Annotated in this window: 22 protein-coding genes; 10 read left to right on the top strand and 12 right to left on the bottom strand. The window is 72.7% G+C overall.

Going from position 1 to position 23,641, the window contains the following annotated elements; translation table 11 throughout:
- Positions 1 to 142 precede the first annotated feature (142 nt).
- Positions 143 to 748, bottom strand: a complete 606-nt coding sequence (locus ACIA3K_RS14170) for a hemerythrin domain-containing protein (protein WP_396801274.1) — start codon at positions 746 to 748, stop codon at positions 143 to 145.
- A gap of 180 nt (positions 749 to 928) precedes the next feature.
- Here ACIA3K_RS14170 and ACIA3K_RS14165 point away from each other — a divergent pair, with 180 nt between their 5' ends.
- Positions 929 to 2,251, top strand: a complete 1,323-nt coding sequence (locus ACIA3K_RS14165; RefSeq protein WP_396801272.1) for an aromatic acid exporter family protein — start codon at positions 929 to 931, stop codon at positions 2,249 to 2,251.
- An 8-nt stretch (positions 2,252 to 2,259) separates the two neighbouring features.
- Here the strand turns inward: ACIA3K_RS14165 and ACIA3K_RS14160 are convergent, their stop codons facing one another.
- From ACIA3K_RS14160 to eccB, 8 genes are all read right to left on the bottom strand, one after another.
- Positions 2,260 to 2,904 carry a C39 family peptidase gene (locus ACIA3K_RS14160; protein WP_396801270.1) on the bottom strand — a complete coding sequence of 215 codons (645 nt, stop codon included), beginning with the start codon at positions 2,902 to 2,904 and terminating at the stop codon, positions 2,260 to 2,262.
- Between the two features lie 221 nt (positions 2,905 to 3,125).
- Positions 3,126 to 3,533, bottom strand: a complete 408-nt coding sequence (locus ACIA3K_RS14155) for a pyridoxamine 5'-phosphate oxidase family protein (protein WP_396801268.1) — start codon at positions 3,531 to 3,533, stop codon at positions 3,126 to 3,128.
- Between the two features lie 30 nt (positions 3,534 to 3,563).
- On the bottom strand, positions 3,564 to 3,902 hold the full coding sequence (locus tag ACIA3K_RS14150) for a hypothetical protein (RefSeq protein WP_396801266.1): 339 nt from the start codon (positions 3,900 to 3,902) through the stop codon (positions 3,564 to 3,566).
- A 79-nt stretch (positions 3,903 to 3,981) separates the two neighbouring features.
- Positions 3,982 to 4,779 (bottom strand): hypothetical protein, encoded by a 798-nt coding sequence (locus ACIA3K_RS14145; RefSeq protein ID WP_396801264.1) that lies wholly within the window; start codon positions 4,777 to 4,779, stop codon positions 3,982 to 3,984.
- 235 nt (positions 4,780 to 5,014) lie between these two features.
- Positions 5,015 to 5,368: a hypothetical protein gene (locus ACIA3K_RS14140; protein ID WP_396801262.1), complete on the bottom strand. Its 354-nt coding sequence runs from the start codon at positions 5,366 to 5,368 to the stop codon at positions 5,015 to 5,017.
- 182 nt (positions 5,369 to 5,550) lie between these two features.
- On the bottom strand, positions 5,551 to 6,819 hold the full coding sequence (locus ACIA3K_RS14135; protein ID WP_396801260.1) for a hypothetical protein: 1,269 nt from the start codon (positions 6,817 to 6,819) through the stop codon (positions 5,551 to 5,553).
- Positions 6,812 to 7,180 (bottom strand): hypothetical protein, encoded by a 369-nt coding sequence (locus ACIA3K_RS14130; protein ID WP_396801259.1) that lies wholly within the window; start codon positions 7,178 to 7,180, stop codon positions 6,812 to 6,814. The genes ACIA3K_RS14135 and ACIA3K_RS14130 overlap by 8 nt, the downstream gene beginning before the upstream one ends.
- Before the next feature lie 120 nt (positions 7,181 to 7,300).
- A complete protein-coding gene (eccB, locus tag ACIA3K_RS14125; RefSeq protein WP_396801257.1) occupies positions 7,301 to 8,806 on the bottom strand; it encodes a type VII secretion protein EccB in 1,506 nt (501 codons plus the stop codon).
- Positions 8,807 to 8,954: 148 nt separating this feature from the next.
- On the opposite strand from eccB, the gene ACIA3K_RS14120 reads away from it, so the two are divergent.
- Positions 8,955 to 10,142 carry a type VII secretion protein EccE gene (locus ACIA3K_RS14120; RefSeq protein WP_396801256.1) on the top strand — a complete coding sequence of 396 codons (1,188 nt, stop codon included), beginning with the start codon at positions 8,955 to 8,957 and terminating at the stop codon, positions 10,140 to 10,142.
- Positions 10,143 to 10,819: 677 nt separating this feature from the next.
- Positions 10,820 to 11,140: a MerR family transcriptional regulator gene (locus tag ACIA3K_RS14115; protein WP_396801254.1), complete on the top strand. Its 321-nt coding sequence runs from the start codon at positions 10,820 to 10,822 to the stop codon at positions 11,138 to 11,140.
- 116 nt (positions 11,141 to 11,256) lie between these two features.
- On the opposite strand, the gene eccD is transcribed toward ACIA3K_RS14115, so the two are convergent.
- Positions 11,257 to 12,657, bottom strand: coding sequence for a type VII secretion integral membrane protein EccD (gene eccD, locus ACIA3K_RS14110; protein WP_396801252.1), 1,401 nt, complete (start codon positions 12,655 to 12,657; stop codon positions 11,257 to 11,259).
- Positions 12,658 to 12,822: 165 nt separating this feature from the next.
- On the opposite strand from eccD, the gene eccCa reads away from it, so the two are divergent.
- The 6 genes from eccCa (at position 12,823) to ACIA3K_RS14080 (ending at position 21,082) form a co-directional block, all read left to right on the top strand.
- The gene (eccCa, locus tag ACIA3K_RS14105; RefSeq protein ID WP_396801251.1) at positions 12,823 to 16,785 is read left to right on the top strand and encodes a type VII secretion protein EccCa; all 3,963 of its coding nucleotides are present in this window, start codon (positions 12,823 to 12,825) and stop codon (positions 16,783 to 16,785) included.
- Positions 16,786 to 16,991: 206 nt separating this feature from the next.
- The gene (locus tag ACIA3K_RS14100) at positions 16,992 to 17,300 is read left to right on the top strand and encodes a WXG100 family type VII secretion target (RefSeq protein ID WP_396801250.1); all 309 of its coding nucleotides are present in this window, start codon (positions 16,992 to 16,994) and stop codon (positions 17,298 to 17,300) included.
- A gap of 25 nt (positions 17,301 to 17,325) precedes the next feature.
- A complete protein-coding gene (locus tag ACIA3K_RS14095) occupies positions 17,326 to 17,604 on the top strand; it encodes a WXG100 family type VII secretion target (protein ID WP_007454922.1) in 279 nt (92 codons plus the stop codon).
- Between the two features lie 117 nt (positions 17,605 to 17,721).
- Positions 17,722 to 19,119, top strand: coding sequence for a S8 family serine peptidase (locus ACIA3K_RS14090; protein WP_396801249.1), 1,398 nt, complete (start codon positions 17,722 to 17,724; stop codon positions 19,117 to 19,119).
- Positions 19,120 to 19,159: 40 nt separating this feature from the next.
- Positions 19,160 to 19,723, top strand: coding sequence for a hypothetical protein (locus tag ACIA3K_RS14085; protein ID WP_234590012.1), 564 nt, complete (start codon positions 19,160 to 19,162; stop codon positions 19,721 to 19,723).
- Between the two features lie 18 nt (positions 19,724 to 19,741).
- Positions 19,742 to 21,082 carry a WXG100 family type VII secretion target gene (locus ACIA3K_RS14080; protein ID WP_396801247.1) on the top strand — a complete coding sequence of 447 codons (1,341 nt, stop codon included), beginning with the start codon at positions 19,742 to 19,744 and terminating at the stop codon, positions 21,080 to 21,082.
- Between the two features lie 52 nt (positions 21,083 to 21,134).
- Here the strand turns inward: ACIA3K_RS14080 and mycP are convergent, their stop codons facing one another.
- Both mycP and ACIA3K_RS14070 read right to left on the bottom strand, forming a co-directional pair.
- A complete protein-coding gene (gene mycP, locus ACIA3K_RS14075; RefSeq protein WP_396801246.1) occupies positions 21,135 to 22,373 on the bottom strand; it encodes a type VII secretion-associated serine protease mycosin in 1,239 nt (412 codons plus the stop codon).
- Positions 22,374 to 22,448: 75 nt separating this feature from the next.
- A complete protein-coding gene (locus ACIA3K_RS14070; protein WP_357124040.1) occupies positions 22,449 to 22,766 on the bottom strand; it encodes a MarR family winged helix-turn-helix transcriptional regulator in 318 nt (105 codons plus the stop codon).
- Positions 22,767 to 22,927: 161 nt separating this feature from the next.
- Here ACIA3K_RS14070 and ACIA3K_RS14065 point away from each other — a divergent pair, with 161 nt between their 5' ends.
- The gene (locus ACIA3K_RS14065) at positions 22,928 to 23,638 is read left to right on the top strand and encodes a carbonic anhydrase (protein WP_396801245.1); all 711 of its coding nucleotides are present in this window, start codon (positions 22,928 to 22,930) and stop codon (positions 23,636 to 23,638) included.
- Positions 23,639 to 23,641: the final 3 nt, after the last annotated feature.

The raw sequence follows: 23,641 nt of genomic DNA, 5'->3' as shown, positions 1-23,641 counted from the left end.
ACGCCACCAACCCGCGCCGGGCCGAATCGCCCCCGGCACACCGCCTCGGCTCGACCGCCATTTGTAACCGGCCCCGGGGGCGGGGCCCGGGGCCGCCGAACGTTCGGCGGCCCGGGACTGTCGTGTGCGGAGCGTACGTCGATCAGCGCTGCTGCTGCTCGCGTAGCTCATCCATCGAGGTCGGTCGGTCACTCAGCGCGTCACGCATCCGGTCGATCATCCCCGTGCCGGGAGCGAGCAGCTTGTTCGCCGGTGGGTGATCCGGTGCGCTCGGGTGCGGGCGGGTCGGTGCGATCTTCTTGAACGCCGTCACCTTGCCGGCCAGCTCGACCATCTCCTCCCGGGCGGTGGCGGCGCGCAGCCGGGGGAAGAGGTCCTTCTCCTCGTCCTGCACGTGGTGACGGATGGTGCTGGTCAGATGGGCCAGCAACTCGTCGAAGCGAGGGTCGGACGGGTCGACCGACTCCAGGTCCTTCATCGTGCGCTCGGCGTCGGCGTGCTCGGTGATCTCGTGGTCGGCGATCTGGTCGCCGTCGGGCAGTGCCTTGCGGGCCGTCGGATAGACGTACGCCTCCTCGGCCACGGCGTGCCGGACCAGCTCGGCGATCACCACGTCGGCGAGCTGACGGCGGTGCTCGGGCGTACCCTGCCGTGTCTCCAGCTCGACGAAGAGGGTCTCGACCGTACGGTGGTCGGCGACGAGGATGTCGACGACATCCTGCTCCCCGGTGCTCTGTGTACTGCTCATCTGGGCCCCTTACCGGTTGCGGATCGGTGGGTGTGTGGCCCCTGGTACCCCCGAGCGATCGAGCAAACCAACGAACGCCGATGGATCCGTACTCCGGTGACGGCTGGTGCCGCCGGTGCCATTGGGAAGCGCGGGGCGCGGCAGCACGATTGACCGGGCTTCCCGGGGGTAACCGCCGCCATGCCCGACGACTGTCCAGCCGCCGACCGCGACCAGTCGCGGCTCGACGAGGCCGCCGAGCGCAGCAGCCGGGCGGTCGAACGGGTGCGGCACCGCAGCGGCGAGGCTGGCCGGGTCCGTGCCCGACAGTGGGAGGTCACCGTGGTGATCGCCGCCCAGGCCGGGCTGGCGGCGGCGCTCGCGGCCCTGATCGCCAAGCACTTCCTCGGCCCGGGGTCGCACGTCTTCGCTCCTGCCGCCGCCGTCGGCACGATCGCCACCGCCATCGGGCAGCGGGCCCGACGCACCTTCGAGCTGCTGTTCGGCGTCGGACTGGGCATCGTCATCGGTGACACGCTGCGCTTCTTCCTCGGTTCGGGACCGTGGCAGACCGGGGTGGTCGTCGGCCTGGCCATCGCCAGCGCCCTGCTGGTGGCCGGGAAGGGCGGCCCGCTGGTCGGTCAGGCCGGCGGTACCGCCGTGCTGATCGCCACGCTCGCCCCGATGGACCGGGGCCTGGAGTTGCCCCGGATCTTCGACGCGCTCGTCGGTGGGGTGGTCGGTCTGGTGGTGGTCGCTCTGTTGTTGCCGGTCAACCCCATGCGGGTACTGGACCGGGCCGCTAAGCCGATCTTCACGATCCTCTCCGCACAACTCGAGGAGCTGGGGCAGGTGCTCCGGCAACGTGACAGCGACGGGACGAGACACGTCCTGGCAACGCTGCGCGGCACCGAGGGGGATCTGAGTCGACTGCACGACGCGCTGAGCGGCGCGGAGGAGGTGGTGACGATCGCGCCGGTCCGTTGGCACCGCCGCCAGCAGTTCCACATGTACGCCCGCAGCGCGGAGCACCTCGAACGGCTACTGCTGGACAGCCATGCCCTCGCCCGCTGGTCGACGACCGCCCTGGAGTACGACGAGCCGATCCCGCCGGAGCTGCCGGACGCCATCGGGCGGCTGGGACAGGCGGTGACGAAGATGCGGGCGGAGTGCCGGACCGGCGGCGACACGCTGCGGACCCGGAAGCTGGTCGAGGAGTGCGCGGAGTTGGCCGGCCAGGCCGCCGCGAGTGGAGTCAGGTCGTTCGGCGACGCGGTCGTCACCGGCCTGCGTACCGCGTCGAGCGACCTGCTCCGGGCCGCCGGCTACGAACCGGACGACGCCAACCGGATCGTGCGCCGGGCGGCCGGCGCCGGCGAGTCGGCCGTCGCCCCGCCGGCCCGGCGTGAGCTGCACCGCGCCCGGCCGACACGGGCTCTCCGCGCACGTCGCCGAGCGCACCTGGCCAACCGCAGACGGAACGACCGGGCCGGCCCCTCCACGCGGGAGAGGCCGGCCCGGTGAGCATCGGGTCAGGAGGAGTAACCGCGCTCGGCGATCCAGTTGGCGACCTTCGGCAGGCTCATCCAGTACTCACCCAGCGCCGGGTCGGCCGGGTCGGCGACGCGGATGAGGTCTCCACCGTCGCGGTAGCCGACAAGCGTCAGGTAGTGGCCACCCTCGTACGAGTGCGGGTTGCCGTCGGCGTCCACGGTCGTGCCCTTGATGTTTGCCACCACCGGGCGACCGGCGTCGATCGCGGCCAGGACGTCCCGGCGCAGCTGCTCGACCTGGTCGGGGCGGGCCACCGAGTCACGGATCTCGGTGGTCCGGTAGTGACCGCCGGTCAGCTCGTTGAGCACGCGGGTGGTGTCGAGAGCGGACGGGGTGCCCGCCTCGGTGGTGCCGAGCAACTTGGCCACGTCGTCCTGGGAGAGCGACTTGCCCTGGGCCGAGAGCGCGATGCGGGTCGCGGCCGGGCCGCAGTAGAAGAAGTTCGGCTGTGCCTGGTAGTCGACGTCGAGGACCCGCTCGGCGCTGCGGCTGGTCTGGCTCGACGAGGATGGGGTTGCCGGCGCGGGGGCGGCCTGCGCGGCGACGGCGGGGCCGAGGGCGCAACCGCCGGCGACCAGCAGGCCGACGACGGACAGGCCACTCTTCTGCACGATCGGGTTCATGGTCGAGTCTCCGTTCGGGGGTAGCCGCCTCCGTGGCGGTCTCGGCCGTGGTTACCGGGGACGTAACGGCCCTGCTCCGGCCGGCATTCCGCCGCCGGCTGCCGTTGCGGGCGTCGTGACCTGGCGTAACGACCGCCGACGGTGGGGGATTCCGCGCGCAGGGTGGCTCACGTTCACGGCCCACCAATGAGCCACGAACCCGACATATGCCGTGACAGGCGTCAGAGGCTGCCGAGTAGTCCCGTCACGGTGATCTCGAGGACCACCCGCTCCGGATTCGGGCGCGGGGTCCGATAGCGCTCGGCGTACCGGCGCTCCGCCTCCGCGACGGAGGCCCGGTCCGATCGGAGCACCGCCCGGCCCTCGATCGTCAACCAGCGTCGGCCGTCCACGTGGCAGACGGCCACCGGAGTGCCCGCCGCCCCGGCGGCGGCCACCTGCCGAGCCTTGCGGGACGTGCCGGAGGTGATCACGCGGGCCAGCCCGGCCACCGGATCGAGGGTGACTCCGACGGGTACCACGTGCGGGGTGCCGTCGGCGCGCAGGGTGGTCAGCGTCGCGAGGTGCCGCTCCGCGCAGAACGCCGCCACCCGGTCGTCGTGGATGTCCAGTCGATGATCACCGGCCACGTGCGTCCTCCGTCGTGTGCGCCAACCTGATCATCGTACGGAGCGGGTGCGCTCCGGGGTCGACGGACCGTCCGGCTGCCCGGGCAGACTACGGCCCGCCGCCCGGCGCTTGTGGACGAGCCGCGTGAGGTAGATCAGCGCGCCGGCCAGGACGCCCATGTCGTCCAGGTAGATCGGGTCCGGGAGGATGTCCACCGGGAAGATCGTGTAGATCAACGCCCCGTAGAAGGCCACCTTGCCGCCCGCGCCGAGCCCGGTCAGCAGCCGCCTCGTACGCACCACCCGCACCGCCAGCACCACCGCGCCGACCAGTGTGGCGAGTGCCAGGATGCCGGCGATCACCACGAGGACCCACGACTGTCGGGACATGCCGTCACGCTAACCCACCGACGCCGACCCGGCTCGGAACGCTCGTCCCCGGGCGAATGGTGCGAGCCGCTGCTGTGGGTCAGAACGCCGGCACCGCCGCCCGTCCACGGGCGACCACCGTGTTCTCCCGGGTCTGTTCGACGGCTGGCCGGAGGACCTCGCTGAGCGGCAGCACCGAGGCCGACTCCGCCGTGCGCCGTCCCGTGGCCGCGTGGACCTCCGTACGGAGACTGCGCGCCGCCGCCACGGCCAGCTCCGCGGCCCGCCAGGCTGCCTGCTCGGTCTCCACGGCGGCGGCGTGCCTGACCGCCAGGTTGTCGCGGACGGCTCGTTGCAGCACGAGCTCCTGCTCGACGGGGTGCAGCCGCGGATCCCAGCCGTCCCGGTGGGCGAAGACGTCGCTGAGTTGCTCCACCGACAGTTCCCGCCGCCAGTACGCGTCCAGCGCGGCCCGGTGCAGGTAGCGCTCGCGGTCGGCGTACTCGGCGGGGGTCCGGGCGGTCTGCGGCAACGGCATCGCGGCTGCCGCGCCGAGACGCCGTACACCCGCCTCGGCCGCCTCCAACGCCTGCCAGGCCGCCTCGACGGTCTCCTGCGCGGCCACCCACTCGGCCCGCCGACGCTGGGCGGTGGCGGCGGCGCGTTCGGCGGCCACCGCGATCTCCTGCGCGTAGCGGCGCTGTTCCCGCTGCTCCTGCGCCTGTTCGAGGTGGCTGGGCATGGCCGCGTCGCGGATGCGGGCGGCCGGGTCGAGGCGGAGGCGGCCGGGACGTACCAGGAGCGCGGCGACGGCGAACACGACCACCCCGAGCAGGCTCAGCCAGATGGCGGCGGCCCGGGGTACGTCGGGCAGGACGGCGGAGAGGACGGTCTGCATGATCAGCACCTCGCGGTCGAATGACGGTGTCGAGGGATGGGTCCCGACCGGAAGGGGCCGCTCGCTTCGAGGCGTCGGGCTCCGAGTGGTCGGGGTGAGCTGTTCCGATGGCGGGCCGGGGCGCAGAGCCGTCGCTGGGCTGGCGTGCCCGAACGGGCGCGGCTGCGCGTCGGGCACCCGGACGACGACCCGGAGGTGGGTCAGCCGAAGCGGCGGGTGACCCGGCGGACCGGGGTCAGCGCGCGGGAGGGCCGCGTCGGGGCGGGGTGCCGCGACCGGGCGTGCCCGCCGGCGCGTGCTCCGTGCCCACGAGGACCGCGGCGGCCGGCGCGGCGGTGTCTGCGTCGGCCGGCCGGGCAGGGGCCGGCTGGCTCGTGCGCTCGATGGTCGGTGCGGCTTCGGGCCGGACGGTGTCCACCCGGCTGCTCACGGCGGTGGGGCGCAGTTGCGCCTCCGCGGGCGGGGTGGCGGCGAGGGCGCCGCCGAGACCGACCGCCAGAACCAGCGCGGTGACCGCCAGCCGGGTCAGCTCCCGTAGCGACCGCAGCACGGCCCAGCGGGCCGGGCGGACCACAGCTACGGACGACACCCAACCAACCTATCGCCCGGCGCGGCGCGACGCAGCACGACGGTGGGCACAACCGGAGTGACCAGGACCACCGCCCACACTGTGGACGGTCCCGACCCGGGGTCGGGCGGCGGACCGAACCAGGTGACCCCGCCGGAACGGGTCCGACGGGGTCACCTGGGGTCGTCTGCGGTGGCCGGCGTTCAGCCCCCGGTGCCGAGCACCGGCGGCGCGGCGTCCCCGCCGTCGCCCCACACCATCTCGTCCTCGGTCAGCCAGGTCAGCCGGTCGTCGGACTCGTCATCCTCGGCACGGCCCTGACCGCCGAGCACTCCGGGACGGCCATTGCCCGTCAGGCCCTGCCGGCCGGCTACGGCGGCCCGACCGGGCTCACCGCGCCGGCCGTCGATGCTCCGCCCCACGCCGCTTGCCGAACGGCTCTCCGCCCCGGCGGCGCCGCCGGTCGGCCGGGCCGACGTGGTGGGAGTGCTGCTGGAACCGGCGAGCGCGGAGGTGCGCAGCACCCCGCCGGCCGGTGCGACGCCCGGTGCACCGAAGAGCAGGCTCGGGCCGCCCCCGGCGCTCGCGGGCATGGTGGTCGGCCCGGACAATCCGGCCAGTCCGGCCGCCCCGCCGGCGAGCAGGGCCCCGCTGACCAGCGGGTCCGCGCCGGCGAGGGACGTGCCCGGCGCGTCGCTGGCGGCGCCCTCCGGCCCGATGACGACGACCGACGTGCCGCCGTCGTGGCCGGGAACGGAGTCGCCCCCGGCGGTCGGCCCAGGAGCCACGCCCTCGGGTGTCGCGATGGTCGCGTCGCCCCGGTGCGCGGTGAGACCGGTGGCGGTCGGAGCGCCGGACGGCGTCGTGCTGGACGGGCCGCTGCGTGGCGTCGGCCGATCGTCGTTGACCGTGCGCGGCAACTCCACGTCCGGCGGAGGCGGGTCCACCACCCGGTCGTAGGCGGAGAGGTCGTAACCGGCGGCCAGCTCGGCCACGAGGCTCACCATCCGCTGGTGGGCCTTCTCCTGCTCCTCCTTGTCCTGCTGGTGGCCCATGATGCCGCCGACCACCGCGCCGGGCAGGCCGAAGGCGGAGCCCTTGAGCACGCCCGAGATGGCCTGGTCGTTGTCGTCGGTCTCCTCGGGGCTCTCCGCCTTCTTGTGCGCGGCGCGCAGTTGGCCGGCCATCATGGTCAGACCCTGCTTGACGCCGGACATGCCCTCGCCCAGGGCGTCGGAGTGGTCGACGATCAGCGTCAGCCGCCGCTGGAACTCCCGGCCCGCCGGGCCCGTCCAGGTGTTGCCGAGCTTCTGGAGGTCGCCGCTCAACTCACGCCCGAGGCCGTCCAGGATGCCCTTGAGGGCGGCCCACTGGGCGGCGACCCCTTCGATCTGCTCCGGCTTGCCGACCATCACCGCGTCGTACAGCTCCTGGTGGCTTCGACCCTGGTAACGCTGGGTGTACTCAGACACGCCCGTCCCCCTTCGGCTGCAACGCCCGGTCGACCCCGGTCAGCGCCGCGGTGATGTCGGTGGCGTTGGCCGCGTTCCGCGCCTCGGCGGTGCGGTAGTTGGCGAGGATGGTGCCGGTGGCCTGCTGCGCCGCCTGCACCGCCTGCCGGAGCCGTTCGGCCTGCTCCACGTACGACTGGTGGACCTCGCTGTAGCGGCGCGAATTCTGGGTCGCGTCGTCGAACGAGCCCAGGGCCGGCGGAGTGCACTGCATCTCGGTGTTGAGCTTGCGCAGCACCGACTCGGCCTGACTCAGCCGCAACGCGAGGTGCTGGTGGAAGTCCTCAAGGGACAGCAGGTCGACTTCCGTACGCCCGGTCATGGCAACATCCCCGTCGTTCTGGTTGACAACCGTCAGCGGATCCAGGTTAGTCCACGTCCGCGAGCCGGGGCGACCCGTATGAACGGCTCAGTCGTCGGCGCCGGTCGATACCTCGAGGGCTCAGCCGCCGGTGCCGTCACTCGCCGGGGCGCTCGTGCCGGGCGTCGGCGAACTGGACTGCGAGGGCGGCTGCGACGGCGGGGTGGTCGCGCCCGCGTCACCCGGCGCGAACTGCGCGAGCGCGGACTCCTGGTCCAGGGTCGGCCCGGTCGGGATCAACGCGAGCAGCGAGCCGGGCACCGCCAGCGGGGTGACCCCGTCGTAGCCGAGGGCGGACCGCGCCTCGGGTGAGCCGAGCGGGTACCGGACACCCTGGGGGCTGATCAGGTAGACCGTCGTGCCGGCGGCGCCGGAGCCGCTGGTCCCGGCACCGGGTGCAGCCTGGGCCAGTACGCCCTTGCCGCCGGGCAGCAGTACCGACTCGGCCGTTCGCACCGCGTCCCGGGCGCCCTGGCGTACCGGCACCGAACCCGGCTCGGTGCCCGCCAGCTCCGCCGGCACCCGGTCGAAGACCTCCAGCGTGGTGGTCGGCGGGCCACCGGCGGTGCCCTCCCGGTACGTCGCGCAGAGCAGCGTCTGTCCGGCCCGGGCCGGATACAGGGTCGGCAGTGTCCTCGGCATCCCGTCCGCGTCCACCCGCTGCTCCGTCAGGAGACGCCCGGCCTGATCGGGCGTGATGTCGGTGATCCGACCGCCGCCACTGATGAGCAGCAGCGCGGTGATCTCACTGATCGAGACGAGACCCTCGCGCGCCAGCACGTAGTGCTGACCGGCCGCCTGGAAGACCTCGCCGATGGTGGCGGGCCGGCCGGCCACGCTCAACCCGCTGCGCTCACCCAGGCCGGGCAGCGACGGCTTGCGCAGCGGCGGCCCGGCCGGTACGGCGTTGAGCAGCTGCTGCCCGACCGGCAGTGGAGCGGTACCCGTCATCCGTAGCGCCGCGACGGCCTGGTCACCGCCCCGCACCTCCAGTCGGGAGTTGGCGGCGAGCAGGTGCCGCTGACCGTCCACCGTGACCAGAACCGCGCGGTCACCGAGCGGCGTGCCGCCGGGCAGCGCCCGATCGATCACGACGCGGGTGGTGGAGTGACGAGGGTCGACCGGGTCGGGCACGTCGCAGACCGACCACGGCAGACCCGTCAACGACTTGCGGTCCGGCAGCGCGTCCGGCGCTCCGACGATGCCGACGGTACGGCCGCGTGGCCGGTCCCGCAGCGACGCCTGCGACATGGTGCGCACCGTGGGGTCCGGTTCGTTCAGGATCAGCCGCGCGGAGGTGTAGTTGAGCGTCGGGTGCAGCTGCCCCTGGGCGTACACGTAGGTGGCGCCGGTCTCCCGCTCGATGACCAGCGTGTTCTCGTCCAGCGGCGCGGTGTTCCCGGTCAACTGGCCGTACGCGCCCACGCCGCCGAGGACCACCGCTGCGGCGATCACGCTGCCGATGACCGCCATGCCGAGCCGTCGCATCGGCAGGTTGGTGGTCTCCGGATCACCCGACAGCAGCGCGGAGACGATCCGGCGGGTGACGAAGCGGTACGCCTGCACCTGATCGCGGCGGGTCCGCATGACTTACCTCCGGCGGGGTGGATCCGCGACGATGTCCTCGGGGTGCCGTCGCGGGCTTCCCTACGATAAGGGGCCGACGGCCGGTCCTCGGGGCCACCGCCGGACCACCCCGGCTCAGGGCCGTACCGTCCAGGAGGGACAGTCAGCGATGACGCAGGTTCAGGCGCCACCCGCGGATGCCGTCATCAGGCCGTCCGGTGTTCCGGCGCGGGTCACCCCTGCGGCCGACCGGCCGGGCCGGGGGCGCATCGGTCCGGTGCTGGTCGGCCAGCTCGTCGTACTCGAGGTCTGTGCCGTCGCCGTCTGGGCCGCGACGGCCGGTCCGACCTGGGTGCTCGCGACGGTGGCTGTCGTGGCGGCGGTGGTCGTGCTGTCCGCGTTCGCCCGGCGCGGTGGTCGCTGGTGGTTCGAGGACGTGTTGCTGCGCCGCCGGATGCGTCGCCGTCGTGAACGGGCCGCCGCGGCCCTGGCCGGCGGGGCGGCCGCGGACCCTCGGCTGGCCGCGCTGGCGCCCGAACTGGGCGTGATCGAGCTGACCGACCGGGGCACCCGGCTGGGCATCGGGCAGGACGACCAGGGTTGGTTCGCGGCGGTCGCGTTGCAGCCGGCCACCGGTGCCGCGGTCGGCTCGGTGGAGGCGTCGACGGTCGACCGCGCGTTGCGGGTGCTCGCGGAGTTCTCGGCGCCGGTCTCCCGGGCCCAGGTGGTCGCGCACACCCTGGTCTGGTACCCGGCTGCGGGCGCGCCACCGGCCGCGCACCGGACCGTGTGGGTGGCGCTGCGGCTCACGGTCCGCGACGCCCGGGTCGAGACGGTGAGCCGGGGCGGCGGTCTGCCGGGCGTCCACCGCACGCTGGCTGCCGGGATCGGCCGGTTGGGCAAGGCGTTGACGGCGGCCGGGCTGGCCCACCGGCCGCTGGGCCGCGACGAGCTGCGCGCCGCGGTGGTCTCGGCGGCCGGACTGGACCTGGTGCCGGAGCCGCCGGCGGAGACCTGGTCGGGGTTGCGTGGCGGTGGCTGGACGCACCGCTGCCTGACCCTGCGCGGCCGGCCGGGCGCGCCACTCGGCCCGCTGGTGGACGCGATCACCGCCACGTCCGCGCCGTCGCACACGGTGGCGGCGGCGGTGTCGCCCGACGGGCGTGTGGCGGCCCCGCTGCTGCGGGTCGCGGCCATGGACAACCACGTCGAGGCCCTGGTCAAGGTCGTCCGGGACATGGCGCACCGGGCCGGTATGCCGGCCCGGTCGATGGACGGCCAGCACGGGCCGGGTGTCTACGCCAGCGCGCCGGTCGCCTCGGCGCTCGGCGGCGTCAGCCGCCGGCAGCCCCGCTGACCGTTCCTTCCGGGGCCCGTCTGGCAGGGGCATCAACCTGCCGCAGGAGGCGGGGAAGCTGCAGTCAGCAGCCCAGGAAATCTAGTCTCGAAAGGCTAGATTTTCTGGGCGGGGCCGGTTAATGTTGTCCCCGTTGACGACGAAGATCGGTTGAAGACGCCGACGTGACAGGCCGAGCGTCGAAGCAAGGCCCGGATGTTGTCGGGGCCCGCTCGGTGACCGCGGTGGAACCATCACCGCGTGCAAGACGGCACGTGCACGACAAGACCTTGACGTAACTCCAGGTCAGGGCAACCGCAGGCAGGGCCGATGCAATGTTCGGGGCTCCGCCTGATGCAGCAGGGATCCGCCGCACATGCTCGGGGCCATGAAGTCGCGTGGGCTCCGGCATCGACGGATAGCACGGTAGATGGATGAAAGCAGAGGAAAGGGAGGGTTTGACGCCGTTGGATCGCCCGCCGTCGGGACGTAGTTCCAGTTCCGCGGTGGACACCGTAATCACTTTGAACGCGAGGTGGTCTCCGGTCACGCTTATGCGATCCTCGCACCGCCCGCCGATAGCGGCAGGGTGCGGAAACGAGAACCCGACGAACCTGTCGGTAGATGGTGTATTCAACCCGTAACCCTGGGCCCCGGCGTGACACGCGCCGGGGCCCTCGTTCACGAAGAAGGAATCTATGGCCCAACCCGACGACATGCTCAACGATGACGACTACCCCGCTTACACCATGGGCCGCGCCGCCGAGATCGTCGGCGCCTCGCAGGATTTCCTGCGCCGCCTCGACGAGGCGAAACTGATCGTCCCGTTCCGCTCCGCCGGCGGACACCGCCGCTACTCCCGATACCAGCTGCGCCTGGCCGTACGAGCCCGGGAGATGGTCGACCACGGCACCGCTCTGGAAGCCGCCTGCCGGATCATCATCCTCGAAGACCAGCTGGAAGAGGCCCTTCAGCACCACCGCGACCACGTATGCCGCCAGCCGGGCGACGCCGCCTGACCCCCACGCTGCACGGTCCTTCTCGGGGTGGAGAAGGACCGTCTGCCGCCCCCGAAGGGCCGTGGGACCTACGGCAGCGGCTCGTCGAGGTTCTCGCTGGAACTACGGCCGTCCCGTCAGGGGCGCAGGTTGACGATCCAGTCGTACATGCCGCAGACCCAGACGGCGAGCGGCACCAACGCGATGATCAGCAGGATCTCGACGATGTCGAGCAGCCGACCCCACACCGGTGAGATCCGCTTGCCGGCGACGGACAGGCCGTAGATCAGGCTGACCACGGCCGCCAGCAGCAGCCCACCGAGGATCAGGCCGAGCCGGACCGCCAGCGCGCCGCCCGCGAAGGTCGCGGCGGCCGCCAGGCCCAGCCCGACGGTGCCGGCGAGCAGCACCGGAACACGCTGCGCCCGGCCCAGCAGCGGACGCGCCCGCAGCAGCGACAGCAGGGCCAGCACCAGACACAGCAGCACGGCCGCCAGCCTGCCGTCCAGGGTCAGCACCAGCTCCGCGCCGAGGACCAGCAACGACAACGTCCACAGCAGAGCGGTGAGGAACGCGTCGGCGCGGTCGCTGCGCTCGAGCACCCGCCGCCCGTCCACCGTCTCGCTGTCGGTCTTGAGGTCGTCCGGACCGGTGGGGATCGACGGCACCGGCAGGCGGGCCAGCCGGTAGGCCACCATCGGCAGCGCCGGCACCAGGCCGAAGGCGACGGCCGCCACCACCGCCGCACCGGCCGCGGCGTCGATGCCGAGGAGCAGGCACAGCAGCGCGCCCACGCCGGCACCCGCGCCGAGGCCGATCGCGGCGAAGAAGAGGGGGTACCGGTCGTCACCGACGGCCAGCACGGCCACCGCCCCGGCGACCACCACGGCGGTGGCCGCGAGGAGGACGTGTGGGCTGGCCAACTCGGTCAGCTTCCGGTCCCCGGCGAGCAGCAGCAGGCCACCGGTGCCCGCGTAGAGCAGCCCGGCCATCGCCAGCACCGAGCCCGTCCGGCTGTCGCCCATGGCCCGGGCGAGCACCGCTGCGCCGACCAGCAGCGCCACCGCGACCAGCAGGGCGGCCAGCGCCCCGGGCAGGTGCGGAGGGCCGGTGAACAGGGCCGCCACCGCGCCCGCGCCGAACGCCGCCGCGGCGAACAGCACGGCGAACGACCGGGTCGCGTCGACCTGCCAGGAGCCTGGCCGTTGCGTGGTGGCGGTGGCGACCGCGTCGACCACGTCGTCGAAGACGATCTCCGGGGCGGCGGCGGAACGCGGGTTGAAGTACAGCACTTCGCCGTCGCGGACACCGAGCTGCGCGGCGGTACGACCACCGTCCAGAGGGGCCGCGCCGAGGCGGGACAACGCCCAGCCGCCGTGCCGTACCCCGTCGTCGGCCAGGTCCTCCCCCGCGTAGCGCAGCAGGGTGGGCAGCAGGTCGGCCATCGGTACGTCCGACGGCAGCGCCAGGTCCATCCGGGTACGGGGGGCCACAATGGTGATCCGGCTCAGACCGCCGGTCGCCGACTTCGTAGCCACAGTGGCCTCCTGGTGTCCATCTACGATCAGCGGGCCGCGGCGCGACGGAGCGGGTGCACCGCGCCACGGCAGATTACCTACGATGACGGGCACGTACAGTGCCCACCCGCGAGCTTCGCGCCGCGTCGGCACGACGGCAGGGCCGCTTCTGGGGAGGAGACAGCCGTGAGCACGGTGGTGTTCCGCCGACCTCCGCGTCAGCCGGGGCCGGCGTTGCCGCGTGGCGAGGTGGTGCTGGAGTCCCCGCCCGAGCTTCCCGAACCGACACCGCGCGGGATGGGGCAGCTGCTCATGATCCTGCCGATGGTCTGCGGTGTCGGCGCGATGGCGTTCCTCTACGCCGGCCGGGGCGGCGGCATGATGACGTACGTCGCCGGTGGCCTGTTCGGTGTGTCGATGCTCGGCATGGCCATCGGCTCGCTCAGCAACGGTGGCAACGACAAGGCCGAGCTGAACGCCGACCGCCGCGACTACATGCGTTACCTGGCGCAGATGCGCAAGCGCACCCGTCGTGCGGCTGCCCAGCAGCGGGACGCGATGGACTGGCGGCACCCCGAGCCCGACGCGCTCTGGTCGATCGCGGCGTCCCGTCGGTTGTGGGAGCGTCGGATCACCGAGCCCGACTTCGGCGAGACGCGGATCGCAATGGGCCCGCAGCGGCTCGCCGTGGAAATCGTCCCGCCGGAGACCAAGCCCGTCGAGGACCTGGAGCCGATGAGCGCCATCGCGCTGCGCCGGTTCGTCCGCGCGCACACCACGGTGCCCGAACTGCCGACCGCGCTGTCGGTCCGCGCGTTCAGCCGGGTGGTGCTGCGCGGTGACCGGGAACCGGTGCTCGACCTGACACGGGCGGCCCTCGGCCAGCTCGTGACCTTCCACGCCCCCGACGACCTGGTGATCGCCGTGGTCGCCGCGCCCGACCGGCAGTCGGTCTGGGAATGGGTGAAGTGGTTGCCGCACGCCCACCACAGTGGCCGGACGGACGCCGCCGGAGCGCGCCGCCTGGTCTTCGCCAGCCTGGCCGAGGCCGAGGAGTCCCTCGCCGCCGAGCTGGCGGGACGACCCCGCTTCGCGGCCGAGGCGAAGCCGCTGACCACCGCGCCGCACCTCGTCGTGGTGGTCGACGGTGGCGAGATCTCCCCGACCTGCCAACTGGTGGGTCAGGGTCTGCTCGGCGTCACCCTGATCGACCTGTCCGGGACGGTGCCGCGCGACGCCGGCCGCTGGTTGCTCTGCCTGGACGCGGGCGACGGCAACGCGCTCGACCTGATCCGGGGCAATTTGACCTCGCGCCTCGGCCGTCCCGACCGGCTCTCCGCCGAGGCGGCCGAAGGGCTGGCCCGGCAGATCGCGCCGTACCGGCTGTCGCAGCAGCAGACCAGCAACGAGGAGCCGCTGGCCCGCAGCATGGAGCTTCCGGACCTGCTCGGCGTCGGCGACGCCGCGGCGGTGGACGTGCACCAGACGTGGCGGCCGCGCGGTCACCGTGACCGGCTGCGCATCCCGCTGGGTGTCGGCCCGGACGGCAACGTGGTCGAGCTGGACTTCAAGGAGTCCGCGCACGAGGGCATGGGCCCGCACGGCCTGGTCATCGGCGCGACCGGTTCCGGCAAGAGCGAACTGCTCCGCACGGTGGTGGCCGCGCTCGCGGTGACCCACTCGTCGGAGGAGCTGAACTTCGTCCTGGTGGACTTCAAGGGTGGCGCGACGTTCGCCTCGTTGGAGGCGTTGCCGCACACCAGCGCGGTGATCACCAACCTGGCGGACGAGTTGCCGTTGGTCGACCGGATGCGCGACGCGCTCGCCGGTGAGATGGTGCGTCGGCAGGAGTTGCTGCGGGCGGCGGGTAACTATGTCTCGCGGTTCGAGTACGAGAAGGCGCGTGCGGCTGGGGAGCCGTTGGCGCCCATGCCGAGCCTGTTGATCATCTGTGACGAGTTCAGCGAGTTGTTGGCCGCGAAGCCGGACTTCATCGACCTGTTCGTGATGATCGGCCGGTTGGGTCGGTCGTTGGGTGTGCACCTGTTGCTGGCCTCGCAGCGGCTGGAGGAGGGCAAGCTGCGGGGTCTGGACACCCACCTGTCGTACCGGATCGGGTTGCGGACCTTCTCGGCCGTGGAGAGCCGGATCGTGCTCGGCGTACCCGACGCGTACGAGCTGCCGAGCGCGCCGGGACACGGCTACCTGAAGACGGACACCAACACCATGCTGCGGTTCCGGGCCGCGTACGTCTCGGGGCCGTACCGGGCGCCCGGCCAGCAGGCCTCCGCGTCGCAGGCCCTCGTGCAGCGCCGGATCGTGCCGTACGGGGTCAACTTCATCCCCGCGCAGGTTCCGCAGGTGTCGGTGGACACCGCGCCGGAGCCGGAGCAGCCGGCCGACGGCAAGGCCGTGGCGATGCTGGACGTGCTGATCGAGCAGCTCAAGGGGCGGGGCCGACCGGCGCACCAGGTGTGGCTGCCGCCGCTGGCCGACCCACCGGGCCTGGGCGAGCTGCTCGGCCCGCTGGCCGTCGACCCGACCTACGGGTTGTGCACGGCGTCCTGGCCGGGCCGGGGACGGCTGACGGTGCCGGTCGGCGTGGTGGACCGCCCGTACGAGCAGCGCCGCGATCCGATGATGGTCGAGTTGGCCGGCGCGGGGGGCAACGTGGTCATCGTCGGCGGTTCGCTCAGCGGCAAGAGCACCATGCTGCGGTCGCTCCTGGCCTCGTTGGCGCTCACCCACACGTCCCGCGAGGTGCAGTTCTTCTGTCTGGACTTCGGCGGCGGCGCGCTGCGCAGCCTGGAACGGCTGCCGCACATGGCCGGGGTGGCCGGGCGACGGGACGTCGAGGCGGTGCGCCGCACGGTGGCCGAGGTGGTCGCGGTGCTGGACGACCGGGAGACACGCTTCGCCCAGCACGGCATCGACTCGGTGGCGAGCTACCGACGTCGGCGGGCTGCCGGCGAGTTCGCCGACGACCCGTTCGGCGACGTGTTCCTGGTGGTGGACGGCTGGAACACGCTGCGCCAGGACTACGAGGAGCTGGAGCAGACGATCACGACGCTCGCCAACCGGGGCCTCGGCTTCGGGGTGCACGTCGTGCTCACGGCGGTGCGGTGGGCGGAGATCCGGATCAACATGCGAGACCTGCTCGGCACCAAGCTGGAGCTGCGTCTGGGCGACGCCGCCGAGTCCGAGATCGACCGGCGTTCGGCGATGAACGTGCCGGAGAAGTCGCCCGGTCGCGGCCTGACCCGGGACAAGCTGCACTTCCTGACGGCCATCTCGCGGATCGACGGTCGGCGCGACATCGAGGACCTGAGCGAGGCGTCGGTCGCGCTCGCCGGGCACGTGGCGGCGAACTGGCCGGGGCGTCCCGCGCCGAAGGTACGGCTGCTGCCGCGCCGGCTGCCGGTGCCCGAGCTGGCGCGCATCATCGACCGGTCGGCGCCCGGCCTGCCGATCGGTGTCAACGAGTCGGCGCTCGCGCCGGTCTACCTGGACCTGGCGAACGAGCCGCACCTGACCGTCTTCGGCGACGCCGAGTGCGGCAAGACCAACCTGCTGCGGCTCATCGCCCGGGGCATCACCGAGCGGTACACGCCCGCCCAGGCCCGGCTGGTGATCGCCGACTACCGGCGTGGCCTGCTGGGCGCGGTCGAGGGCGATCACCTGCTCGACTACGCGCCGTCCAACCAGGCGTTCGCGCAGGGGCTCGCCTCGATCCGCAGCGCGCTGTCCAACCGTCTGCCGGGCCCCGACGTGACCACCGCCCAGCTGCGGGACCGCAGCTGGTGGAAGGGCCCGGACCTGTACATCCTGGTCGACGACTACGACCTGGTCGCCTCCGGCGGCAGCAACCCGCTGAGCGCCCTGCACGAGCTGCTGCCGCAGGCCCGGGACATCGGCCTGCACCTGATCATCACCCGCCGGGTCGGTGGCGTGGCGCGGGCGCTCTACGAGCCGGTGCTGCAACGCCTGCGTGAGCTGGATTCGCCCGGCCTGCTGATGTCCGGCAACCGGGAGGAGGGTGCGGTGTTCGGCACGTTGCGTCCGAGCCCGCAGCCACCTGGTCGGGGCACACTCGTGCGGCGGCGCGACGGTCAGCAGCTCATTCAGACCGCCTGGTCCGAGCCGGCCTGATCGAGCCGGCCGGGTGGTCCGTACGGGTCGTCCCACCGGTCCGATCCACCATCATCCATCGAGCCGCCCCGGTCAGGGCTGCGGTGGCTGGACGGATTCCGCTACCGTCTCTGGTGGAGTGTCCGTCGGTGGGGTGTTGCTGCCTTGCCGCGGGGGAGGGGCGCGGCAGAGCCGCCGCCACACAACATGACGGAAGGGTGTGAAGCATGGCGTTCGAGGTCTCAGCTGCGAGTCTGCATACTGCCGCGAGTGACGTGCGGTCCACGCGCAGCGAGGTCGACGGCGAGCTGAAGAAGCTGTGGAACGTGGTCGACGACCTGGCCATGGCGTGGAAGGGTCAGGCGTCCACGGGCTTCCAGTCGCTCATGACTCGCTGGAACGAGGACACCGTGAGTCTGCTGACCGCGATGGACAACATCGCGGACCTGCTCGACAAGTCGGGTACGACGCACCAGGTCAACGACGAGGAGCAGCAGCAGATGCTGGACAAGTTCCACTCTGCTCTCAACCCGTGATCCGTAGCCAGCAGAGGAGGAAGTCGTGACGATCAAGGTTGACTACGCGGTCCTCGAGAGCAGCAACCAGCAGATGCAGGCCATCTCGAAGACCATCGACGAAAAGCTGGACACGCTGCGGTCGATGCTGTCCAAGCTCGAGTGGGAGGGCGAGGACCGCACCGCCTACGAGCAGCACCAGGCGAAGTGGGACTCGTCGGTCCGGGACATCAACCGGATCCTGAACGAGATCGGTGGTGCCGTCGGCATCGCCCGCGAGAACTACGTCTCCACCGAGATGAGCAACTCCAAGGTGTGGGGCTGACACAATCACCGATGCGGCTCCGGTCCGGCTCGACCGGGCCGGAGCCGCATCGTGTTGGCGTCGGCGAGATACGGGAGAGCGATGCGTACGGGGAAGCCTTTCCGATCGACACGTGCCGTGGGCGCGGCCGCGCTGGCGCTGTGCGCCGCGCTGGCCCCTGCGGTGACCGTCGCGCCGGCGCCGGCCCGGGCCGCTGACACGGTCCGTGGCCTCCAGTGGTACCTGGACTACCTCAAGATCCCGGCCGCGCACCAGATCACCAAGGGCGCGGGTGTCGTGGTCGCCGTGGTCGACACCGGGGTCGAGGCCAGCCATCCCGACCTGCGCGGCCAGGTGCTCGCGGGGCACGGCACCAACGCCACGGCCGCCGCGGACGGCCGGCGTGACGACGACAAGGAAAAGGGCCACGGCACCAAGATGGCTGGCACCATCGCTGGGCGTGGTGGTGGCGCGATGCACGAGTTGGGCATCGCGCCGGCCGCGAAGATCCTCCCGGTCTCGGTGGGTGCCAGTTCGACGACCGACGACCTTGTTCTGGGCGTCCGGTGGGCCGCGGACAACGGTGCCGACGTCATCAATCTCTCGCTGCACACCGCGGACACGGCGGCGCCTCCGGAGCTGGTGGACGCCATCAACTACGCGTTGAGCAAGGACGCCGTGGTCGTCGCTTCCGCAGGCAACACCGAGCAGGGCGATCGAGAGGTCATGTCGCCGGCCAACATCCCCGGTGTCGTCGCCGTCACCGGATTCGACAAGCGGGGTGGCTTCTTCGCCGGCTCGGTGCAGGGCCCGGAGGCAGTCATTGCCAGTCCGATGGAGAGCATCATCGGGCCGGTGCCGAAGGTCGTCTCACCGAACGGCTACTCCCTCGGCAGCGGTACCAGTTCGGCGGGCGCCATCATCTCCGGCGTGGTGGCGCTGATCCGCTCGAAGTACCCGAAGCTCGACGCCCCCAATGTCATCAGCCGCCTCATCGAGACGGCCCGCGACGCCGGGCCGGCCGGTCGGGACCCGCAGTTCGGCTTCGGCCGGGTCGATCCGGTCGCCGCGCTGACCCGCTCGGTGCCGGCGGTGACGGCGAACCCGCTGTTGAAGGGCGAGGCGGCCGGACCGACCCGTGCCGGCGGCGCGACCCGACCGGGTGATGACGACGGCCCGGCGGTCGAGTTCGGCGTCTCGAACAAGGCCGGCGCGATCGTCCAGGCAGGGCTCTGCCTGGGCGTGCCGATCATCGGGTTGATCGTGCTGTTCGTGGTGCTGCGACGCCGCAGGCGGCGCACACCGCCGGCGGCCGTCGGTCCGTACCCGGGCGCACCCGGCATGCCGCCACCCGGCTGGCCCGCCAACCAACCGCCACCGACGGGTTACGGTCCGCCGCAGCAGCCCGGCCCGGGGTACGGTCCGCCACCGGGCCAGCCCGGGTATCCGCCGCCCGGTCATCCGCCCGCGCCGACCGCGGGCCAGTCCGGCTGGCCGGGCTCGGGCCCGCCGTCACCGGGCCCGCATCAGCAGTAGTGAGCGCACACCACCAGTCAGGGTTTCGGGGAGGGGACCGATGACGGACGACAGGACCACCCAGCCGGAACGGTACGTGAACGACGACCTCTACATCCCGGTTCCGGTGGGCGGGATACCGACGTCGGGCCTCGCCGTGACCGGCCTGGAACTCGACAACGTCAACCATGCCGCCACGCCGGAGGGCCTGATCGCCGCGCCCGGTGAGGCCGGCGTCAAGACCGAGTGGGACGCGACCAGCCTGGACTCGGCCATCACCTGGCTGGAGACCCACGCCGCGTACCTGAACAAGCTCTCCTACGACATGGTCGACATCCAGGACTTGATGGGTGGTGCAGCCAGCGGCGTGGCGGGCGGGGCCGGTGGCCAGCCGAGCCCGCTCGGGGGGTTCGACTGGGCGGCCCGGCTGGCCGCCAAGCACCAGGGGCTCTACCAGGGCACCGAGTCCGGTGTCCGGAAGCTGTCGCAGAGCCTGTACGACGCGGCGGAGGCGCTGCGCCAGGTCAAGCAGAACTACGAGACGGCGGAGGAGCAGAACAGGATGTCCGCCGCCGAGATGCAGCGTGTCTTCGGCGACGTGGCCGGCAACGGCGACGGACGCTAGGACGGGGGAGGACGGCAGATGGGCCTGAGCTGGGAAGAGATGTGCCAGAAGGTCGTCATCGACGGCCGGCCGGGTGACGTGGAGAGCGCCGCCCTCGGTTGGGAGCAACTGCTCAAGAATCTCAACAACGTCAAGCAGAGCCTTGAGTCCAACATCAAGGATCTGGGCACGACCTGGAAGGGCCCGGCGTACGAGGCGTTCAAGGGCCACGTCGACCAGATCTCCAAGGACACCGGGCAGATCGTGGCGGACGCCGAGAAGGGGACCGGTATCGTCCAGTCGCTCAAGACCGCCGCCGACAAGCTCACCGCCGCCCAGCGGGACTTTCCGATCCCGGCGACCTGCGTCAACGACGTGCTGGAGGCACGCAACGCCAAGCTGACCCTCGGCGTCGGCTTCTTCGAGGCGAAGGTCTCGCCGGACTTCCTCGGCTGGTTCGACCCGGTGACGGCGATCGCCGACTGGATCAACGACCAGTCGGACGACGCGGCCCGGGTCTACGAGCAGGTGAGCGGCGACTACCAGTCCATTGCACCGGGCACGCCGGGGGAGGCGAAGCCCCTTACGACGGTCGATCCCAAGAACGAGATTCCCAATCTGGACAACGGTGGCGGCGGTGGCGGCGGTGGCGGCGGCGTGCCGAAGCTCGGCGGCGGTGGCGGCGGTGGCGGCCTGGGTGCCTCGCCCTCGATCGGCACCAGCGACCTGCCGGGCACCGGCAACCTGCCCAGCGGGTCCGGCACCCATCCCGACCTCTCCGGCGGGTACGACACCGGCACGGGCGACTACCCGGGCACCGGCGGCGTGCCGAGCGTCGGTGGCGTGGACGACGAGTTCAGCAGCGGCCTCGCGGGCGCGGGCGGTGGCGGTTCGCCCGGGCTGGGCTCCGGCCTCGGCTCCGGTGGCCTGGGCTCCTCGCCCGGGCTCGGCGGCGGTGGTGGCGGCCTGGGTAGCGCCGGGGGAGGCGTCGGCGCTCTCGCGGGTGGCGGCGCGCTCGGTCGGGCGGTCTCCCCGGGCATGGGCCCGATGATGGGTGGCGGCGCGGCGGGTGCCGGTCGCGGTGGCGGCCGGGGTGCCGGTGGTCGGCTCGGCGCGGGCGGCAAGCTGGCCGGTGGCATGGCACCCGGTATGGGTGGCGTCGCCGGTGGTGGTGGCGCTGGTGCCGGCCGGGGTGGCGCCGGTCGTGGCGCGACGGGTGCCGGGGGGCGTGGTGCGGGTGCGCGCGGCGCCGGTGGCCTGGCCGGCGCGGGTACCGGTGCCGGTTACGGCGAGGAGGACACCGCCCGCAATACCTGGCTGGAAGAGGACGAGGACGTGTGGGGCGCGGACGGCGGCGGCACCTCCGGCATCCTGCGCTGAGCGCTGCGGCACGGCGCTGGTGTGGTCGACCGCATCAGCGCCGTGACCGGGCTCAGCCGGCGACCGGCTCGTCCGTGCGGCGGCCGGCACGCCAGCCGCGTCGGCGGCCCCGCGCCACGATCGGCCGAGTGATCAGCAGCAGTACGGTGAGCAGGGTGCCGACCACGGCTGCCCAGATCGCCGCGGTGCGTTGCCAGCTCAGCGGATCGGCTGTGGAAGCGGGCGGGGCGAGCGCGCCGACCGGCGGGTTGGTGCGGGTGCCCAGCAGGCTCGACACCGCCCGGTACGGGTTGACCACCCCGTACCCGACCTCGGCGTTGCGGCCCTGCGGCGGGTTGTCCGCCGTACGCTCCAGCCGGTCGGCGACCTGGTCCGGGGTGAGGTCCGGGTAGGCGGCCCGGACGAGCGCCGCCGCCCCCGAGACGTACGCGGCGGCGAAGCTGGTGCCACCCGTCGGCTCGGCGCGGTAGCCGGCCCCACCGGGCGCGGGGCCGACGATGTTGAGGCCCGGCGCGGCGACGTCGACGTAGCTGCCACTGACCGAGGTGCCGACGTGCCCGCCCTGCTCGTCCACGCCGGCGACGGCGATGACGCCCGGGTAGGCGGCCGGGTACGCCGGCTTGTCCTCCTGTGTCTCCTGCCGGTTGCCGGCAGCGGCGACCAGGATCACCCGCTTGGCGAGGGCGCGTTCGACGGCCCGGGCCAGTTCGGGGCGGGGCAGGGTCACCAGGGACAGGTTGATCACGTCGGCGCCGTTGTCGACCGCCCAGTCGATGGCCGCGGCGATCTGCCCGGGCAGCGCCTCGTCGTTGGTGCCCTTGGCGTTGGGCAGCACCCGGATGGGCAGGATGCGGGCGGCCGGGGCGATACCGCTGAACGGCGCTCCGGTGCCGTCCTGGCCGGCGATGATGCCGGCGACCATCGTGCCGTGACCGGCCAGGTCGCACTGGCCTCGGTAGTCGGTCAGGTTGTTGAAGTCGCGCCCGGGCAGAACCTGGTTCTTCAGGGCGGGGTGGATTGCCGAGACCCCGGAGTCGATGACCGCCACCGTTACCCCGGCGCCTCGCGAGATCGGCCAGGCCGAGACCGGATCCAGCCGTTGCAGCGCCCACGGCATCTCCACGAGGCCGTCCTCACCGGGCGGGCCGCAGACGGGTGCCGCCGCTGCCGCCGGCACGCATGGGGCCACCACCAGGGTGATCCCGAGCAGGGTCGCGACGGTTCCAGTGAGGACAGCGCGGACGGTACGGCGGGGTGGTTCGGTCGCGCTCGGCGGCAGGCATTCGCGCACCCGCAGAGATTACCGCTGCGCCGCGTCGCGCAGCGGCCCGGCGACACCGGCCGACACCGCGGCGCACGACGGTCGTCAGGGAGTGTCGTCGCCGGGGGTGGGGGTGAACAGCGCGAGGAGGTCACCGACCTGCACCTCGGCCTCGGCGGGGTGCCGGAACCGGCCGGCGGGGTTGAGGGTGTACTCGTTGCGACGCCCGACCCGGGTGCGGTGCAGGTAACCCTCGGCCTCCAGGTCGGCGACGATGGCCTGGGCGGCCCGTTCGGTGACGCCCACCTCCGCCGCCACGTCACGGAGCCGGGCGGTGGGGTCGCGGGCGATGGCGAGCAGCACATGGCCGTGGTTGGTGAGGAATGTCCAGTTCCGGCCGCCTCCGGCCGTCGTGCTCGCCATCGTGGGGGGCCGCCTTTCCGGGTCAACGTATGAAATCTAAATCACGCATATCTTGACGCATCTTGCCGTGCGTGTGACCGTTGAGCGCGAGCCAGCGCCCGCCGCAGGCCCGGTTGAAAAGACCGTTGAGCAGGTCAAACGCGTGGAGACGAGGTGCGGGGATGAGCCGTTCCGGTACGCCCGGCGGGCAGCCGGGCACGCAGCGGACCGTCGAGCAGGCACCGGTCGCGACCGAGCCGGCCCGAGCGTACGCCGAGCTGGTCTCCGGCAACCGTCGCTTCGTCGCCGGCGAGCCGCGCCACCCCAACCAGGATGCCGGGCACCGGGCCGCCGTGGCGGACGGGCAGCACCCCTTCGCGGTGATCGTGGGCTGCTCCGACTCGCGGCTCGCCGCCGAGATCATCTTCGACCGAGGGCTGGGTGACCTCTTCGTCGTCCGGACCGCCGGGCACACCACCGGCCCCGAGGTGCTGGGCAGCGTCGAGTACGCGGTGTCCGTCCTCGGTGCCCCGCTGGTGGTGGTGCTCGGCCACGACTCCTGCGGCGCCGTGCAGGCGGCCCGCGAATCGGCGGCCACCGGCATCGCGCCCCCGGGACATCTCCCAGCGGTGGTCGACGCGGTGCTGCCCAGCCTGCGACGCGCCACGGCCGAGGGCGTGCACGACATCGACGGCATCGTCGACATCCACATCGCGCAGACCGTCGAGACGCTGCTCGGGCAGTCGCCCGTGCTCGCCGACGAGGTGGCGCGGGGGCGGTGCGCGGTGGTGGGGGTGTCGTACCGGCTCGCCGCCGGGGTGGTGCGTCCGGTGGCTGCCGTGCCGGCTGCGGCGGTGGCCGGCGCAAGCACGCCAGTCGCGCCCGCCGCCTGACAC

This window comes from Micromonospora sp. NPDC051543, from assembly GCF_044454415.1.
Classification (GTDB): Bacteria; Actinomycetota; Actinomycetes; order Mycobacteriales; family Micromonosporaceae; genus Micromonospora.
The sequence above is the reverse complement of the archived record's forward strand: the minus strand, read 5'-3'. Positions and strand labels throughout refer to the sequence as shown.

Bases quoted from the DNA above. Each gene is read 5' to 3' on its own strand.
- ACIA3K_RS14160 (WP_396801270.1), bottom strand. From the start codon at position 2,904: ATGAACCCGATCGTGCAGAAGAGTGGCCTGTCCGTCGTCGGCCTGCTG.
- ACIA3K_RS14065 (WP_396801245.1), top strand. From the start codon at position 22,928: ATGAGCCGTTCCGGTACGCCCGGCGGGCAGCCGGGCACGCAGCGGACC.
- ACIA3K_RS14130 (WP_396801259.1), bottom strand. From the start codon at position 7,180: ATGACCGGGCGTACGGAAGTCGACCTGCTGTCCCTTGAGGACTTCCAC.
- ACIA3K_RS14165 (WP_396801272.1), top strand. From the start codon at position 929: ATGCCCGACGACTGTCCAGCCGCCGACCGCGACCAGTCGCGGCTCGAC.
- ACIA3K_RS14120 (WP_396801256.1), top strand. From the start codon at position 8,955: ATGACGCAGGTTCAGGCGCCACCCGCGGATGCCGTCATCAGGCCGTCC.
- eccB (WP_396801257.1), bottom strand. From the start codon at position 8,806: ATGCGGACCCGCCGCGATCAGGTGCAGGCGTACCGCTTCGTCACCCGC.
- ACIA3K_RS14145 (WP_396801264.1), bottom strand. From the start codon at position 4,779: ATGCAGACCGTCCTCTCCGCCGTCCTGCCCGACGTACCCCGGGCCGCC.
- ACIA3K_RS14115 (WP_396801254.1), top strand. From the start codon at position 10,820: ATGGCCCAACCCGACGACATGCTCAACGATGACGACTACCCCGCTTAC.
- ACIA3K_RS14080 (WP_396801247.1), top strand. From the start codon at position 19,742: ATGGGCCTGAGCTGGGAAGAGATGTGCCAGAAGGTCGTCATCGACGGC.
- ACIA3K_RS14170 (WP_396801274.1), bottom strand. From the start codon at position 748: ATGAGCAGTACACAGAGCACCGGGGAGCAGGATGTCGTCGACATCCTC.
- ACIA3K_RS14100 (WP_396801250.1), top strand. From the start codon at position 16,992: ATGGCGTTCGAGGTCTCAGCTGCGAGTCTGCATACTGCCGCGAGTGAC.
- ACIA3K_RS14150 (WP_396801266.1), bottom strand. From the start codon at position 3,902: ATGTCCCGACAGTCGTGGGTCCTCGTGGTGATCGCCGGCATCCTGGCA.
- ACIA3K_RS14070 (WP_357124040.1), bottom strand. From the start codon at position 22,766: ATGGCGAGCACGACGGCCGGAGGCGGCCGGAACTGGACATTCCTCACC.
- ACIA3K_RS14085 (WP_234590012.1), top strand. From the start codon at position 19,160: ATGACGGACGACAGGACCACCCAGCCGGAACGGTACGTGAACGACGAC.